The organism is Deltaproteobacteria bacterium, from assembly GCA_019912665.1.
In the GTDB taxonomy this organism is placed as follows: domain Bacteria; phylum Desulfobacterota; class GWC2-55-46; order GWC2-55-46; family GWC2-55-46; genus UBA5799.
The window spans coordinates 525268-541597 of record JAIOIE010000018.1; the positions used below are offsets into that span (position 1 = coordinate 525268).

Annotated in this window: 15 protein-coding genes; 7 read left to right on the plus strand and 8 right to left on the minus strand. The window is 56.8% G+C overall.

The window, feature by feature from the left end:
• Positions 1 to 110: 110 nt before the first annotated feature.
• The 7 genes from glmS to K8I01_06960 form a co-directional block, all read right to left on the minus strand.
• On the minus strand, positions 111 to 1931 hold the full coding sequence (gene glmS / locus K8I01_06930) for a glutamine--fructose-6-phosphate transaminase (isomerizing) (GenBank protein ID MBZ0220150.1): 1821 nt from the start codon (positions 1929 to 1931) through the stop codon (positions 111 to 113).
• Positions 1931 to 3325: a bifunctional UDP-N-acetylglucosamine diphosphorylase/glucosamine-1-phosphate N-acetyltransferase GlmU gene (gene glmU, locus K8I01_06935; GenBank protein ID MBZ0220151.1), complete on the minus strand. Its 1395-nt coding sequence runs from the start codon at positions 3323 to 3325 to the stop codon at positions 1931 to 1933. The genes glmS and glmU overlap by 1 nt, the downstream gene beginning before the upstream one ends.
• 390 nt (positions 3326 to 3715) lie before the next feature.
• On the minus strand, positions 3716 to 4621 hold the full coding sequence (locus K8I01_06940; protein MBZ0220152.1) for an abortive infection family protein: 906 nt from the start codon (positions 4619 to 4621) through the stop codon (positions 3716 to 3718).
• Between the two features lie 379 nt (positions 4622 to 5000).
• On the minus strand, positions 5001 to 5219 hold the full coding sequence (locus K8I01_06945) for a hypothetical protein (GenBank protein MBZ0220153.1): 219 nt from the start codon (positions 5217 to 5219) through the stop codon (positions 5001 to 5003).
• Between the two features lie 176 nt (positions 5220 to 5395).
• Positions 5396 to 7771, minus strand: a complete 2376-nt coding sequence (locus tag K8I01_06950; protein MBZ0220154.1) for a vitamin B12-dependent ribonucleotide reductase — start codon at positions 7769 to 7771, stop codon at positions 5396 to 5398.
• A 321-nt stretch (positions 7772 to 8092) separates the two neighbouring features.
• Entirely contained in the window at positions 8093 to 8434 is a 342-nt protein-coding gene (locus K8I01_06955; protein ID MBZ0220155.1) for a DUF190 domain-containing protein, read from the minus strand.
• Between the two features lie 13 nt (positions 8435 to 8447).
• Positions 8448 to 8825: a CrcB family protein gene (locus tag K8I01_06960; GenBank protein MBZ0220156.1), complete on the minus strand. Its 378-nt coding sequence runs from the start codon at positions 8823 to 8825 to the stop codon at positions 8448 to 8450.
• Positions 8826 to 9118: 293 nt separating this feature from the next.
• On the opposite strand from K8I01_06960, the gene tolQ reads away from it, so the two are divergent.
• The 7 genes from tolQ to K8I01_06995 all read left to right on the plus strand — a co-directional run bounded on the left by tolQ (position 9119) and on the right by K8I01_06995 (position 14879).
• A complete protein-coding gene (gene tolQ, locus K8I01_06965) occupies positions 9119 to 9775 on the plus strand; it encodes a protein TolQ (GenBank protein ID MBZ0220157.1) in 657 nt (218 codons plus the stop codon).
• Between the two features lie 3 nt (positions 9776 to 9778).
• A complete protein-coding gene (gene tolR / locus K8I01_06970; GenBank protein ID MBZ0220158.1) occupies positions 9779 to 10195 on the plus strand; it encodes a protein TolR in 417 nt (138 codons plus the stop codon).
• Positions 10192 to 11100 carry a cell envelope integrity protein TolA gene (locus K8I01_06975; GenBank protein ID MBZ0220159.1) on the plus strand — a complete coding sequence of 303 codons (909 nt, stop codon included), beginning with the start codon at positions 10192 to 10194 and terminating at the stop codon, positions 11098 to 11100. The genes tolR and K8I01_06975 overlap by 4 nt, the downstream gene beginning before the upstream one ends.
• Entirely contained in the window at positions 11097 to 12428 is a 1332-nt protein-coding gene (gene tolB / locus K8I01_06980) for a Tol-Pal system beta propeller repeat protein TolB (GenBank protein ID MBZ0220160.1), read from the plus strand. The genes K8I01_06975 and tolB overlap by 4 nt, the downstream gene beginning before the upstream one ends.
• A 38-nt stretch (positions 12429 to 12466) precedes the next feature.
• A complete protein-coding gene (pal, locus tag K8I01_06985) occupies positions 12467 to 13072 on the plus strand; it encodes a peptidoglycan-associated lipoprotein Pal (GenBank protein MBZ0220161.1) in 606 nt (201 codons plus the stop codon).
• Between the two features lie 6 nt (positions 13073 to 13078).
• Positions 13079 to 14023: a tol-pal system protein YbgF gene (gene ybgF, locus K8I01_06990; protein MBZ0220162.1), complete on the plus strand. Its 945-nt coding sequence runs from the start codon at positions 13079 to 13081 to the stop codon at positions 14021 to 14023.
• Positions 14024 to 14396: 373 nt separating this feature from the next.
• Positions 14397 to 14879 (plus strand): adenosine-specific kinase, encoded by a 483-nt coding sequence (locus K8I01_06995; protein ID MBZ0220163.1) that lies wholly within the window; start codon positions 14397 to 14399, stop codon positions 14877 to 14879.
• 207 nt (positions 14880 to 15086) lie between these two features.
• Here K8I01_06995 and K8I01_07000 read toward each other — a convergent pair whose 3' ends face one another.
• On the minus strand, positions 15087 to 16160 hold the full coding sequence (locus K8I01_07000; GenBank protein ID MBZ0220164.1) for a response regulator: 1074 nt from the start codon (positions 16158 to 16160) through the stop codon (positions 15087 to 15089).
• Positions 16161 to 16330 lie beyond the last annotated feature (170 nt).

Sequence of the window (16330 nt, forward strand, 5' to 3'; positions counted from 1 at the left end):
GCCGGGCTGACCGCTCAGGATGGATTGTTTATGCTGATTTTACGATGGATGGAAATATCAAGCTGCGGGATTCATACCCGGGCGGAAGGATCGCCCGGGTCTAGTAAATTCTACTCTACCGTGACGCTCTTTGCAAGATTTCTCGGCTGATCCACATCAGTGCCCTTGAGTACGGCTATATGATAGGCCAGGAGCTGAAGGGGCACGGCCATGAGGACCGGCGTAAGATAGGTCGATGCCGCCGGTATTGCGACGATGTCGTCCGCCTTTGTCCCGGCTTCGGTATCGCCCTCGGTGACGACCGCGATTATGCGGCCCCCGCGCGCCTTGACCTCCTCGATATTGCCGAGCATCTTCGGGTAGCTCGCGTCCCTCGGGGCAAGGGCCACGACCGGCATGTCCTCGTCTATGAGGGCGATGGGGCCGTGCTTCATCTCCCCGGCCGCGTACCCCTCCGCGTGTATGTACGATATCTCCTTGAGCTTCAACGCGCCTTCGAGCGCTATGGGGTAGTTAAGCCCCCTTCCGAGATAGATGAAGTCCCTGTAATGGAAATACCTCTTGGCGAGCGATTCTATCTCCGATGCCCCGTCGAGCACCCTTTCGACCTTCTTTGGTAGCCTTACGAGCTCCTGTATGAGGGCCACACCCTCTTCCTGCCCTATCCTCCCCGATTTCCTTCCCATGTATAGGGCTATGAGGTAAAGGGCCACGAGCTGGGTCGTGAAGGCCTTTGTCGAGGCAACGCCTATCTCGGGGCCAGCGTGCGTCATGAACGACCAGTCGGTCTCGCGCGTAAGGCTCGACTCCATGACGTTGCATATGGATATCGTCCTTCCGCCGCACCTCCTTACCTCCTTGATCGCGGCGAGGGTATCTGCCGTCTCGCCCGACTGCGATATGGATATGACGAGGCAGTCCTCGTCGATGAGGGCGTTCCTGTAGCGGAACTCGCTCGCGAGGTCCACTTCCACCGGGACCCTGAAGAAGTCCTCGATAAGGGACCTGCCCACGAGCCCGGCGTGCCAGGAGGTTCCGCAGGCGACTATGTACACTCGCTTTATCTTGTCGAGCGGTATGTCGAAGCCGTTCAGGAAAACGTCTCCGTTCTCTTCAAGTATGAGGCTTCTGAAGGTGTCGGTCAGGGCCCTCGGCTGCTCGAATATCTCCTTGAGCATGAAATGCCTGTACCCGCCCTTCTCTGCCATGACGGGCGACCAGTTTATGACGCTCGGCTGCCGGTCTACCTTCTTTCCGTCAAAGGTCGTTATCTCGGCCCCGTCGTTCGTGATGGTGACTATCTCGCCGTCCTTAAGGAATACGGCCTCCCTCGTTATGTCCAGTATGGCCGGTATGTCGGAGGAGAGGATGGACTCGCGCTCGCCGATGCCGAGTATGAGGGGGCACTCCATCCTTGCGCCCACGACCTTTCCCGGCTCGCTCTCGCATATTGCGGCCAGGGCGTAGGTGCCCTTCACGAGCTTAATGGCGGCGCGCACCGCCCCGGCAAGGTCGAGCCCCTTTTTCATCTCGCGGCATATGAGGTGGCTGAGTATCTCGGTGTCCGTCTCGGACTTGAAGCTAGCGCCTTCCTTAAGGAGCTCTTCCTTGAGGGTAAGGTAGTTCTCGATTATCCCGTTATGGACGACCGCAACGCCGCCCTCTATATGGGGGTGCGCGTTCTGCTCGGAGGGCCTGCCGTGGGTGGCCCAGCGCGTGTGGCCAATGCCCACATTTCCCATAAGGGGCCTCTTTAAAAGCTCGGCCTCGAGCTTCTCAAGCTTACCGACGCTCCTCCGTAGCTCTATTTTACCTTCCTTGAAAACGGCCAGGCCCGAGGAGTCGTAGCCCCGGTATTCGAGGCGCTTCAATCCCCCCATGAGTATCCCGACCGAGTCCTTCGGCCCGACATATCCTACGATACCGCACATCAGCCTTTACCCCCGGCCTTCTTTTTCCTCTCAGCCCAGCCCTCTACGACTTTCTCCTGCGCCCTCGTTACCACGAGCGCGCCCGGAGGCACGTCTTTCGTCACAGTCGTTCCGGAGCCGACATACGCGCCTTTGCCGACAGTTACCGGCGCGACGAGCTGGGAATCGCTCCCTATGAACGCGCCGTCCTCGATGACTGTCCGGTGCTTATTCACGCCGTCGTAGTTGCAGGTTATAGAGCCAGCGCCTATGTTCACGCCCTCGCCGACAGTGGTATCACCTATGTAGCTCAGGTGGTTGGCCTTGCTGCCCTTGCCGATGGCGCTCTTCTTTATCTCGACGAAGTTACCCACACGGGCCTGGTCGCCGATGGAGCTTCCGGGCCGCAGCCGAGCAAACGGGCCGACTGATACGCCCTTTCCTATCTTCGAGTCCTCTATTACCGACGAGCTCTTTATGACTGTCCCGTCCCCTATCTCGGTTGATTCTATTATGCAGTTGTCCTCGATTACGCAGCCCGAGCCTATGGAGCTGCCGCCCGTTATGCGCGTGCCGGGGTATATGACGGTATCAGCCCCGGCGGTTGTGCCGTAATCGACATAAGTGGCTGCGGGATCCACGACCGTCACCCCCGAGAGCATGAGAGTTTCGAGTATCTTCGAGCGCATGTGGGCCTCTGCCCTCGCAAGCTCGACCCTGTTGTTTATTCCCATTACCTCGACCGGTTCTCCGGCGATAAGGGCCTCGACTCGCCCGCCCTGGGTAACGGCAAGCTGCACGAGGTCCGGCAGATAATACTCGCCCTGGGCGTTGTTCTTCCCGATCTTTTTTATGTTCTTTGAGAGGAACTCGCTTTCCGCGAGGTAAATGCCGCAGTTCACCTCTTTTATGGCCTTCTGGAGAGGGCTTGCGTCCTTGTCCTCGACTATCCGCGTGATATGGCCGTGCTCGTCCCGTACGATGCGCCCGTACCCGGCGGGGTTATCGACGACTGTCGTAACGAGCGAAAGAACCGCCTTCCGCCTGCCCTTTCCATGAAGGCTTACGAGCCCCGAGAGGGTCTCTTTTTTGATGAGCGGCACGTCCCCGGAAAGGATGAGCACGTCGCCCTCGAAGCCCTTGAGTTCCTTAAGCGCGCACATTACGGCGTGCCCGGTGCCGAGCTGCTCTTTCTGCAGGACGAATTCGGCCTTCTCTCCCTCGAAGGCCTTCCGTATCCCGTCCGCGCCGTGGCCCACGACCACGAGGACCTTTCCGGCCTTCATTTCCTTAAGGAGCTGCAGGGGATAAAAAAGCATAGGCCTGCCGGCTATGCCGTGCAGGACCTTGGGGGTCTTGGATTTCATCCTCGTGCCCTTGCCAGCGGCGAGCACGATTGCCGCTAAATTCCTCATAGGTTCAAAGATATATGAACCTCTCTGGTTCGTCAAGAAGTTTGATAGTAGCTGAAATATAAAGGTATTTCTTTTGAGGGAATCGCTGGCGGGAACTGCTCAGGAATTGTCAAAATCCGGGTTCAGGCCTTTTTGAGGGGGTTGGAATGAGGACGGGGTAGTTTGTTCTTTTCTGTCATTCTGAGGGAGCGGAGTGACCGAAAGAATCTCATGGAGCAAGCCCTGTGGCAAAAAGGCCTTTTAACGCGCTGCCGCGCTCTTTTTGGGCATGAGGCTGCGCGCCCTTTCCGCCTCATGCCCCCGGGGTTGTTGAAAACAACCAACCCCAAATGGTGCGCACAGCGCGCTCTACCGGGCGGGTGTATCCCGTTGTCATTCCAACCGGGCTTGTTATATGCCCTTCTCGTTATGTGTTTCGACTAAAAATACTGCCAATGTTGACGCAGCGCCTACTGCCAATTTTGCATGGCGTGAGCCGAGTCCTTTTGAGCGGGCTACTTTGCCATGGCCGGTGCCATAGCTATTTCTCAATTCAGCTATCCCATTGGTAATTGTGGCCAGATTGCTTAGCAACCGTTTGATGCTATCAGACGCTTTAGCCTTATCAGGAATGTCTTCAGGTGTGAGCTTAAGTTCCTTGGCGGTTAGTTTTACTAGCTTAGGTAAATCAATGGACTCTTCAAAAACTAGACCACGTTCATTTAGTATTGTTTTGCATATAGTTTCTACGAGTTCTTTTGCTGTGCCTATGGCTAGGCTCGGATCATTCTCCACAGCGCTTTCCATTCTAGTTATCTGACCAAGTACGTAGCTTGTATCTGCACCATAGAACGTCTCCTTAAGGGAGGCAATCGTAGTATCAGCTCTAAGCTGAATTTGTCTCGCAACAAAAACAGAACGTCCAGCCATCTGTGTTTTCGGAATAATTTCAAAACCATCTTTATTAAGTAAGAGATTATATCCCTGTCTAAGTCTCTCTATTTCTTCGGGATCGGTTCTTACAACTGGGTGAATAGTTTCACATAGAAAGCGCAAGAACAAGTCGTCATCGCAATGTAAAAAATTGAAACGTGAATCATAGAATATCCAATCAGCAGGCCAATCGTAAGGATTGTTAACTCTGTGTTGCCATATATCACCGTAAGCATCGTTGAATCGTCTGTCAGTTGATGACATTGATTTGAGATCGAATAAGCGCGAAAGAAAATCTGGCTCTTCCAAGCGGCCAGCCCACTGTACATTTTCTATGCTGAGGGTATCAATAATATCTCTTCTAGTTGCTTCAGATATGTTCATTCTGGATTCTGTCTAAAAGGTGAACAATTCTTCTTTCTCAGTGTTCTATCAATGTGGTCTGCCCTACTCGACTTCCACAATCTTCACACTCTCAATCCCTATCATCCACTATCTTCACTGCCACCTCTTTTGTGCTCGCCCGATTCGAATGGCGGGGTGACAGTTCTGCCTTCTAAAATCCACCGAATCTTTTAATTCAAAACAAGAGAGGCGCCGAAAGGCGCCTCTCTTTCGAGGGCAACCTTTAAAAATTTGAGATTTTTCCCGAAATCAAGGAAGGCCGGGAATAAAAAGCGGAGCATATATGATTAATATGTGAGCATTTTTATTCCCGGCCTGACACAGAGTCCGGGGAAAAGATCAATTTTTAGAGGTTGCCTTACAGCTTTATCTTGTTCTCTGCCAGATACCTGGCCCCCGGCAGTCGTTCCGGCGCGCCGGACTCGTCTCCGTCCGTAAGGGCCCTTTCGCTTCTCATTAAAAGTGCCGTGCCCGAGCAGAACGGGCATTTGACGGTCTTCCCGTGTTCCATCTCAAGGAAGCTCTTGGTGAAGAGCCAGCCGCAGTCGCGGCACTCGAAATCCATTTCTATGTCCATTGCTTCCCCTTTCGTCTCAGTTGATTTGCGCATGGCGGGTTTGGAATGCGCCCCGAGGCTACTCGATTTCCGTCGTCATTGCGAGGAGCTTTAGCTCCGAAGCAATCCCATCTTTCCAGAAAATGGGATTGCTTCGCTACGCTCGCAATGACAGCTGAAAAAGAGCGATTTTCAGCCTAGCCGCACTCGCTGTACCCGCACCCCCTGCACACCAGACACCCGTCGGAGTGCTCTACGGCGCTTCCGCAGTCAGGGCACGCGCCGCGCTTGAAGACCTCAGGGCCCATGGTGAACTGCTTTGGGAGCGTGTTCAGCGCGTCCCTGTCGGCGGTTATGCACCCGGTCTGCCTCTTGTAGCCGAGGTACCAGTCCATCGCCTGGGCCATCGCGTCGGCGCAGGACATGACCCTGCCCGCGCCGAAGCCCACGGGCAGGTGGCAGCTTATGCCGCGCATCTGCTTCACTATCTCGTGGGGCTCCACGCCGCTACGGAGCGCAAGCGAGGTCATTCTGCCCATGGCCTCGCACTGGGAGGCCACGCACCCTCCGGCCTTTCCTATCTGGGTGAATATCTCGAAGGGCCTGCCTTCCTCGTCCTCGTTTATGGTGATGTAGAGGTTGCCGCAGCCGGTCTTTATCTTCCGGGTTATGCCGAAGGCCACCTCGCCCCTGGGCTTGGGCCTCGCGGCGTGCTCGATGGCCGGGGCCTGCTCGGCTATATTGGCTTCAACGGCCGCCTCGGCCTTTGCCTGCTTCTCGCTCCCCTTTGTGAGGACCTGCACGTCCCTTGAGCCGTCCCTGTAGACGGTGATGCCCTTGCAGCCGAGCTTGTAGGCCAGGAGATAGGCGGACGCGACATCATCCTCGGTCGCCTCGTTCGGGAAGTTCACGGTCTTGGAGACGGCGTTATCGGTATATTTCTGGAACGCGGCCTGCATCTTTATGTGCCATTCAGGCGAGATGTCGTGCGCGGTCGTGAAGACCCGCTTCGCCTCGTCCGGGATGCCCTCGACGTCGTGGAGGGTGCCTTTGTTCGCGACCTCCTTCATGATCTCCGGGCTGTCAAAGCCCATCTCTTTGGCGTACTCCTCGAATAGCGGGTTCACCTCCAGGAGCTCGGTCCCTTCCATGACGTTCCTCGTGAAGGCGAGCGCGAAGAGGGGCTCTATGCCCGACGAACAGCCCGCGATGATGGAGATGGTGCCGGTCGGCGCGATGGTCGTTACGGTCGCGTTCCTCGGGGGCTTGCCTTTGCCATCGTATATGGAACCCTTGAAGTTGGGGAAGGTCCCTCTTTCCGTTGCCAGGTCCCTGGACGCCTGCCTGCCCTTCTTCTGTATGAAGGACATTATCTCCTCGGCAAGGGAGATGGCCTCTTCGGAGTTGTACGGGATGCCTAAGCGGATAAGGAGGTCTGCAAAGCCCATTACGCCGAGGCCTATCTTCCTGTTGGATTTCGTGACCTTCTCGATCTGCTCTATGGGGTACTTGTTCATCTCTATGACGTTGTCAAGGAAGTGTACGGACTTCTTTACCGTCTCCTCGAGCCGGGCCCAGTCGAACTCGGAGCCTTCTTCGCCCTTTACGACCATGCGGCTCAGGTTTATGGAGCCCAGGTTGCATGACTCGTAGGGGAGAAGAGGCTGCTCGCCGCAGGGGTTCGTGGATTCTATCTGCCCCACGTGCGGGGTGGGGTTGTCGGCGTTCATGCTGTCTATGTATATGATGCCTGGGTCGCCGTTTTTCCAGGCCATCTTGACAATCTTATCGAAGACCTCGCGGGCCCTGAGCATGCCGACCGGCTTCCCGTCCCTCGGGTTCTTTAGCTCAAATTCTCCGTCCTCCTCGACAGCCTTCATGAAGTCCTCGGTGAGGCTCACGGAGATGTTGAAGTTGTTGAGCTTGGAGTTGTCCTCCTTGCAGGTAATGAAGTTCATGATGTCCGGGTGGTCTACCCGGAGTATGCCCATGTTCGCGCCCCTTCTCGTGCCGCCCTGCTTTATGGCTTCGGTTGCGCTGTCAAAGACGGTCATGAAAGATATGGGGCCGGAGGAAATTCCGGAGGTGGAGCCTACAGAATCCCCTGAGGGGCGGAGCCGCGAAAATGAAAACCCGGTGCCGCCGCCGGACTTGTGTATGAGGGCCGTGTGCTTAACGGCCTCGAAGATGGACTCCATCGAATCCTCGACCGGGAGGACGAAGCAGGCCGACAGCTGCTGAAGCTCCCTGCCCGCGTTCATGAGGGTCGGGGAGTTTGGCAGGAACTCGAGGGAGGCCATCATCTTATAGAACTCGTCCGCCACGGCCTCGACGTTTGCGTCAGGGTCGAAGAACCTCTCGGCCTCGGCTATGTTCGAGCTCACGCGCCAGAACATCTCCTCAATCGTCTCTACGGGGTTCCCGAGGGCGTCCCTTTTAAGGTATCTCTTCTCAAGGACCCTCCGCCCGTTCTCGTTCACCTCTATCCGGGGCTTTGCATGGGCGCCAGCCCGTTTCGATGCCTTAGCGGCCGTCTCGGCGGTCAATAAGCGGCTGTAGATGTCACTGTCCATTCCCATTCAATACCCCCCTGATACATTTTTAAACGGCACATTTTTAAATAACGGAGTTTTCGAGCACGCTTCTATAAAAATCGGAGGCAAAACCCGCCTGAAAAGGACTCCCTCCAGGGGGACTTAAGGGCCCTGCCTGAGGCCCGGTTTTACGGAAAAGGCATCCGGCATACAACTTGTTGATTTACTTGAATAATCGCCTATATTGTAGGATAGGAGGCAGTAAACCACAATATATTGTGCCTGTCAAGGGAAAATACCGGGGCGGGTCAAAAAAAACGGAAAAAAGATAACCGACGAATTGCCGGGTTCAGAGGGCCGTTAGTCCGCTTTCCGGCCCCTGTAGGCGAATACCTTTACTGGCTCGATGGTTATGAGCCCTTCGCCTACCATCCTGTCGAGGACCGGAAGGAAGGCCTCTATGCGCTCGGCCTTGTCGACCAGCTCGACTATTATCGGAAGGTCCTCGGATATCCGGAGCACCTTGGCCGTATGGAGACGGCTGTGGACCCCGAAGCCCATGAGCCCCCTTAAGACCGTCGCGCCCGCGAGGCCGAAGCCGCGCGCCTCCTCGACTATGGCCTGGTATAGGGGGCGGCCGTTAAATTTATCGCTCTCGCCTATGAATACCCTGACTGACTGCGCGTCTTCCGGAAGCCGCATCTCTCACCCTCCTTCAAAGGAGTCTGCCGATGGCAATGCCGAGTATAAGAAAGATTATGCCCGTAACGTTCTGAAGGGCGATGTTCCCGATTGCAAGCGCCCACTGGGAATCCCTTAAAAGCTGGCCTGTCTCGAACATGAGGCTCGAAAAGGTCGTGAACGCGCCGAAAAAGCCGATGAAGACGATTGCCCGCACCTCGCCGCTAAAGGAGAGCCGGTTCTCGGCAAGGGCCCAGACGAGACCGAAAAAGAAGGTTCCGCTGATGTTCACGGCGAATGTCCCCCAAGGGAATGGTCCGCCGTAGAGCTTCTGGACGATACCGCCGAGGAAATAACGTGAGAGAGTGCCTGCCGCGCCGGCGGCCGCCATGAGGAGGAGCTTTGTCATTATTCTACACCGGGATTAGGGAAGTCGTAAGCGTATTCTATTTCAAATCGGGGTCCCAAGGCAAACCTTTTCTCAATCAGTTTCAGCGCGTATCCAGCGCCTAAAAATTTCCGATGTTGATTGACTACGGGAAATAATGATGTTACCTTTTAATGTGCGCGCGAACGAATAAAAGTCACGGAAACACCCCGCCTGATGAGTTATAAAGTTTTTTCCGAAGCCTTCCGGAAGGCAATAAAAAAGGAGAAACTCGTTTGGAAACGCCTCTGGCTACCGTAAACTCCGGTCTCTGGGACATGGTCTGGAGCGCCGGACCCATGGTCAAATTCGTGATCTTCGTCCTCGTCCTTTTCTCGGTCGTCTCGTGGGCGATCATAGGCTACAAGGTCATGGTCTTGAGGAAGATCGAAAAGGAATCTACCGCGTTCCACGACCTTTTCTGGGAAAAGCGCCAGTTCGCGCACGTCTTTAACGCGACCAAGAGCTACAAGCACACCCCGCTTGCAGGCATATTCTCCGCTGCCTATAACGAGATAACCGGCCTTAAAAAGGCGGCGGACGGCGGCGAGTGGCTCAGGAAAGAGGACCTCGAAAGGTTCGAGAGGATACTCAAGAAGGCCATGGACTCGGAGACGGCCAAGCTCGAGTACGCCGTCGGGTTCCTGGCCACTACCGGCAATACCGCACCCTTCATCGGCCTTTTCGGCACCGTCTGGGGCATAATGACCTCGTTCAGGGACATAGGTGCCAAGGGCGCGGCCAACCTCGCGGTCGTCGCGCCCGGCATCTCCGAGGCCCTTATCGCGACCGCGATAGGCCTCGTTGCCGCGATTCCGGCGGTTATGGGTTATAATCACATACAGATCAGGATAGGGCGCATCGCAACCGAGATGGGCAACTTTTCGTCGGATATAATGAACGTCCTGGAGAAACAGGCGGGCAAAAAGGGTTAGTCGATGGAGACCGGAGGCGGGCGGAACCCCAGGCTCATGTCCCAGATAAACGTCACGCCCTTCGTGGACGTGATGCTGGTGCTCCTCATCATCTTCATGGTCACGGCCCCGATGATGCAGGAGGGGCTCGATGTCGACCTGCCGCAGGTCGAGGCGGGCGCGATAAGCTCGGCGGACGAGCCGCTCGTGGTAACGATAGACCGGAAGCGCCGCATCCACCTTAACGACAAGGTGATGAGCGAAAAGGAGCTCGGGACAAAGCTCCGGGCCATAGCCGGCGAGAACGCGACGCGCATGGTCCTTTTAAGGGCTGACGAATCGGTCCCTTACGGGTTCGTTGTGAGCACCATGAGCGCGATAAGAAAGGCTGGAATAAGCAAGGTGGGCATGGTCACCGAGCCCCCCGGTCGGGGGAGATGACCGGTTACCGCATGAAGGGGTTCGGCAGGGTCGTGGGGGTCTCGGCGCTCCTGCACGCCGGCATAGCGATAGCCGCCGCGCTCCTATTTAGTTCCGAGCCCAGAAGGGTCTTCATCAACCCGGTCCAGATGGTGGACCTGGTCGCCGAGCCCGGGCCCAGGCGCGTAAAACCCGCTCCCCAGGCCCCTCCACAAGCGGAAAAGGAGAAGCCCCCGGCACAGGCTGAAACGGAAAAGGCGCCGGAGGAACCGCCCAAAACGGCGCCAAAGCCCGAAGAGGCCGCCAAGGCAGAGACAGCGCCGAAGGAGACCCCGGCCCAGAGCGTAAAGATAAAGGAAAAGGAGGCGCCGAAGCCTCCGGCCGCTTCGGTAGACGACACCTTGCGGAGCATCACCGAGAGCGTCCGGACGCGGGAGGACAAGGCGGCCGTAAGCTCGAAAGTAGACGAGATTAAAAGAAAGCTCGAAGAGGAAGAGGCGCGAAGGGAGCGGCTTAAGAAGCTCAGGGCCGAAATAGCTTCCCGCGGGAGCGCAAAGGCCCCTGAATCCGGCGCCCGTGCCGATTCAGCGCCCGCAAAGGAGCGCCCGTCAGGCGGGTCGATCAAGTCCTTCGAGGACAAGTACCCGGCGTACTACACGATAATAAAAGCCCGGATAGACGACAAATGGACTTACCCGCAGGCATTGAAGGAGAGCAGGGTATCCCTGATAGTCTCGATAAAAATAGCTCGTTCCGGGGAGCTCGTGAGCGCCTCCGTCGAGGTAAGCTCCGGCAACCCGGTCTTTGACGAATCTCTCGTCAGCGCCGTGTGGAGGGCAGCTCCCTTCCCTCCGCTCCCGGCTGATTTCGAAGGGAATTTCCTGGAGACGGGCTTGAGGTTCTGTCCTGGATGCACCCAAAGATGACAATAAGAGCATTCGCCTTTTTAGCCGTTTTTCTGCTCCTCCAGGCCGCGCTTTCCGCTGCCGCCTGGGGCAAGGTCTATATCGACCTGGCCGGACCTGCCTTCAAGAAGCTCCCGATGGGAGTGCAGGAGTTCAAGGACCTCGGCCCGGCCCCGCGCTCGGCCGAGGAGCGCGCCCTGAGAGAATCGATTAAAAAAGAGCTCCTTGACGCCGCGCTCACGGACTTGAGGTTCTCAGGCTTCTTCACCGTAATCGACCAGAAGGCCTACATCGAAGACAGCGGTAGCGCCGGCCTCACGGCCGGGGAGACGAATTTCAGGAACTGGCGGTCGATAGGGGCACAGGCGCTCCTCAAGGGCGGGTTCCTTGTCGAGGGCGAAAAGCTCACTGTCGAAGTCCGCTTCTTCGATACCGCGACGGAAAAGCAGGTGATCGGGAAAAAGCTCTCAGGGTCGGTGAAGAACCCCCGGAGGGTAGTCCATTACTTCTCCGACTCCCTCTACGAGGAGCTCACCGGGAACAAGGGCATATTCACGACCAAGATACTCTTCGTATCCGGGAGCGGCGGCAACAAGGAGATATACATAGCCGACTACGACGGAAAGAACACGGTCAAGCTCACCCGGAACCGGTCCATAAACCTCTCTCCCCAGTGGTCGCCGGACGGGAAGAAGGTGCTCTACGTCTCCTACAAGAAAGGCGCGCCTTCCATGTACCTCCTGGACCTCTCAACTGGCAGGGACGAGCCCCTTTCGTCCAGGCCGGGCATCAACATCTCAGGAAGGTTTTCGCCAGACGGCACGAAAGTCGCGCTCACGATCAGCGGCGACAACTCCCCGGAACTCGTCATCCTGGACCTTAAGACCATGGAGTACAGAAAGCTTACCAGCAACCACGGGATCGACGTCTCGCCGTCGTGGTCGCCTGACGGCACGAAGCTCGCCTACGTCTCCGATAGCGCTGGAAACCCGCATATCTATGTGTTAGACTTGCTTTCGGGAAAATCAAGGAGATTGACTTTTTCCGGGAAGTACAATTCGAGCCCGGCCTGGTCGCCGGACGGGAAATTGATAGCATTCGCCCGCTCCGACAAGGGCTTTAATATCTGGGTAGTAAGGCCCGACGGCGAAAAGCCCGTCCAGCTTACTTTTAACGGGGACAACAGGAACCCCTCGTGGGCCCCTGACGGCAGGCATATCGTCTACAGCTCCACGGTGAAAGGTGTCGCGTCTCTCAGGGTGATACGCTCGGACGGAACCGAGGTTATGAGGCTTAATACAGGGATTGGCGGCGAAAAGGCACCGGCCTGGTCGCCATACCTAAAGTGACAATGTACCATGAACATCAAGAACAGGAGGGGTAAGAAATGAAAGCGTCTCTCAGGACATTGCCGGTCATATTGCTTGTTTTACTGCTTGCGGCCGGATGCGGTAAAAGGATAGCTACCGAGGACCTTGCCGGGGAGGCCGCAGCGCCTGGGGCAGTCACCGAATCAGAGGTGGTGGCTCCCGAAGAGGGCGTAGTCTCGGGGGATGTGACCGCCGAGGACATACTCGGCAACGCAGACGCCAGGGTGGGCGGCAGGTACGCCTCGATCTCGCCTGACGACGAGCTTACGAGGAAGGCCGCCGAAAAGGGGCACCTCTATACGATTTATTTCGACTACGACAGGTACACGGTAAGGGACACGGACCTCGACAACCTCGCCAAGAACGCCAAATGGCTGGGGCTTAACACCAACGTAAAAATACGTATCGAAGGGCACGCCGACGAGCGCGGCGAGACGGAATACAACCTCGCGCTCGGCGACAAGAGGGCCAGGAGCGTTAAGAAGTATCTCGAGGACCTCGGCGTCAAGACCGACAGGATGGAAGTAGTGAGCTACGGCGAAGAAAAGCCGGCGGTCGCCGGCTCGAGCGAGGAGGCCTGGTCCCAGAACAGGCGGGCGGAATTCGTCATAATAGCGAACTGAGCGGAAATGAAAAGACATTCAGCTTTCATAGCTCTCCTTTTCCTCGCGATGGCCATCCCGGCCTGCGGCCCGGGCTTTCCCATAATGACGGGCGAGCAGGAAAAGTTCATGAACGATGTGGAAAGGCTCGTCAAGGACAACGAGGACCTTAAGGGCAAGGTGGCGAGGCTCGAGGGCTCCGGTGGCCTCTCGAGCCTAAAGGCGGAGGTCGAGGATCTTAAAAAGAGCCTTGCCGAGTCCAACATCGGCCTTGACAAGCTCAGGCAGGACATGGCTTTCGTGAGGGGCGCAATCGAGGAAGGCTCCCATGAAAAGGAGGAGATACTCGACGCTGTCAAGGCAGCGGACTCGAACTCAGCGGACCTCGTAAGCAGGCTCGCGGCGATTGAGTCTTCCGTAAAGTCCGTCCAGGACGGCCTCGCATCCATGGAGATATCCCAGCAGTACAACGACTCCCGCTTTAGCGAGCTCAAGGAGGATATCGCCGCCCTTGACAAGCAGGCATCTAGGCTTGAGCAGGCGGTTACAGGCGCCAGGACCGAGGCGTCGGGGCTCAAGGAGGGCGCGGAAGAGCCCGGAGGGGCCGAGGACCTCTATAACAAGGGCTTCAGGGAGACCACTGCCAAGGACTATTCGAGCGCCATACAGTCTTTCCAGAAGTTCCTTTCCGCGCACCCCGGCCACAAGCTCGCGGGGAACGCCCAGTACTGGCTCGGCGAGATATACTACGCCAAGGGCGACATGGAAATGGCGATACTCGAGTTCGACAAGGCCCTCAAGAAATATCCGGGGAGCGAAAAGACCCCGGCATCGCTCCTTAAGCAGGCGTTCGCGTTCGAGAAGCTCGGGGCCAAGAAGGAGGCCAGGGTGCTCCTCCAGGAGGTCGTACAGAAATACCCGAAATCCGGAGAGGCGGGACTGGCGCGTAAAAGGCTCGAAGCGCTTAAATAGTCCTATCAGCTTGCTGAAAAACTCAAATCATGTACAGGCTGCTCAAAAAGTCCGGGATGCGAGGAGTCGAAAAAGGAGGAATGAGGCGTACTTTTCTTGTACGCCGGAATGTCCAATTTTGAAGACGGCAAAGCAGATTGGGCTTTTTGAGCAGCCTGATAGTCAGACCAGCCTTTCAAGCCGGGGCGCGCCAAAGCCGCGCCCCGGCTTTTCTTTTTTCTCTTAAGCCCATTTCAAGCAGCAACGGAATCCACAAACTCCTTCGCGCGGACTTGCCCGGAGCCGGTTTATCTGCTATCTTCGAGCAATGGAACCAAGTTAGGTGTCTCGCGCATGCAGACGACCCAAATCCATCATGTGAAGGAGGGGCGGCATGGAGCTTGAAGCCGTTGAGGTCAAAATACCTGAAGGCGCTAACGTCATACTGGGCCAGGCCCATTTCATAAAGACCGTAGAGGACCTCTATGAGATAATTCGGACGACCGTGCCGGAAGCGAAGTTCGGGGTTGCGCTCGCCGAGGCATCCGGCCCCTGCCTGGTGAGGGTGGAAGGGAACGACGACACGCTCAAAAAGGCCGCCGCCGAAAACGCGGTAGCAATAGGAGCCGGACATCTGTTCATAATCGTCCTAACGGGCGCGTACCCCATAAGCGTCCTCAACCAGATAAAGAACTGCCCCGAGGTGTGCTCGGTCTGGTGCGCAACAGCCAACCCGCTTCAGGTGATAGTGACAAGGACCGGACAGGGGAAGGGTGTGGTAGGCGTAATCGACGGCTTCAGCCCGCTTATGGCCGAGGGGGAACAGGACAGGCTTGAGCGGAAGCAGTTCCTGAGAAAGATCGGCTACAAGCTATAGCAGGCTGCTGAAAAAAACTCCATCTGCTGCGTCGTCTTCAAAATCGGACACTCCGGCGTACAAGGAAAGTACGACTCATCCTCATTTTGCGACTCCTTGCATTTGAGTTTTTCAGCAACTGCCAGGCCCCTCCGGATTTACAGGAAAGAAACGAGCTTACTTCCAGTCACATCGAGGCAGACGGGGCTGGGGCCGAATTCTTAACAGCTAATCCTTATAGAGCTCGTAGATTTCGTCAAAGTACTCCGCCGAATCCAGAAAGGCCTCCAGCACGCGCGGGTCGAAGTGCCGGGGGCTGGTCCTATCGTTCCCCTTGCTTATGACCCTCACGGCCTCGGAGTGGCCCATCGAGTCCTTGTACGGCCTTTTGCTCCGTAAGGCGTCATACTGGTCCACTATCATCACTATCCTGCCTTCGAGCGGTATTTCCTCGCCCTTGAGCCCGCCCGGATATCCTGAGCCGTCCCAGCGCTCGTGGTGGCTCCTCGCAATGACGGCGGCGGCCTGGATGGAAGGGTACGGGGAATCTAGAAGCATCCTCTCGCCCATGAGAGTGTGCCCCTTCATGGAATCAAACTCCCGATTTGTGAGCGCCCCGGGCTTGAGGAGTATGCTGTCGGGGATGCCCACCTTGCCTATGTCGTGCATGGGGCTTGCGAAGCTTATGCTGTCCACGAAGTCCTCGGACGCGCCGAGCACCCTGGCGAGCCTGCCGGAGTAGAGGCCTATCCTCTTTATGTGAGCACCGGTGTCGCTGTCCCTGTACTCGGATATCCTCATTATCCGGTGGACGAGCTCCTTGCTCGTATCTTTTATCATCTGGAGCGCGTCCGCGAGCTCCGCCGTCCTTTTCCTTACGTCCTCCTCGAGGCGGTGCTTGTAGTTCCTCTCCATCTGGACGAGCCTTGCGTACTTCACGGCCTTCTCGACGGCATGGACGAGGTGCTCGGGCTTGTAGGGCTTTATTATGAAGTCGAAAGCGCCTTTCTTTATGGCGTCCACGACCACGTCGACATCCGCGTAGGCGGTCATGAAGATGACCGGGACCTCGTTGTTTATGGTCCGTATCCTGTCGAGGAGGTCGAGGCCGGAGAGCCCCGGCATCCTTATGTCGGTGAGGACCGCGTCCGGCGTCCCTTCCCTCAGGGCCTCGATCGACTCGCGCGCGTCCCTGCAGGGGGTCACCTTGAACCCGAAGCCTGAAAGGAGGAGGACCGTGCTCTCCAGCACGAAATGGTTGTCATCCGCGACCAGTATGTGAGCTGGATTTTCGGCTGTCATCTGTCCAGGTCCTTTTCCATTCACATCCCCGGCTTTGACTTCGGACCGGAACGGTCCGCCGCGGCGCGGCTTAACCGGGCATTCCGCCGGACGCCTTTGCCGCCGGAACCGCTCCCCTTGTCTCTTATCGGCGTTTATCCAGCGATATTAAGCTATTAAGCCTGGCAAGC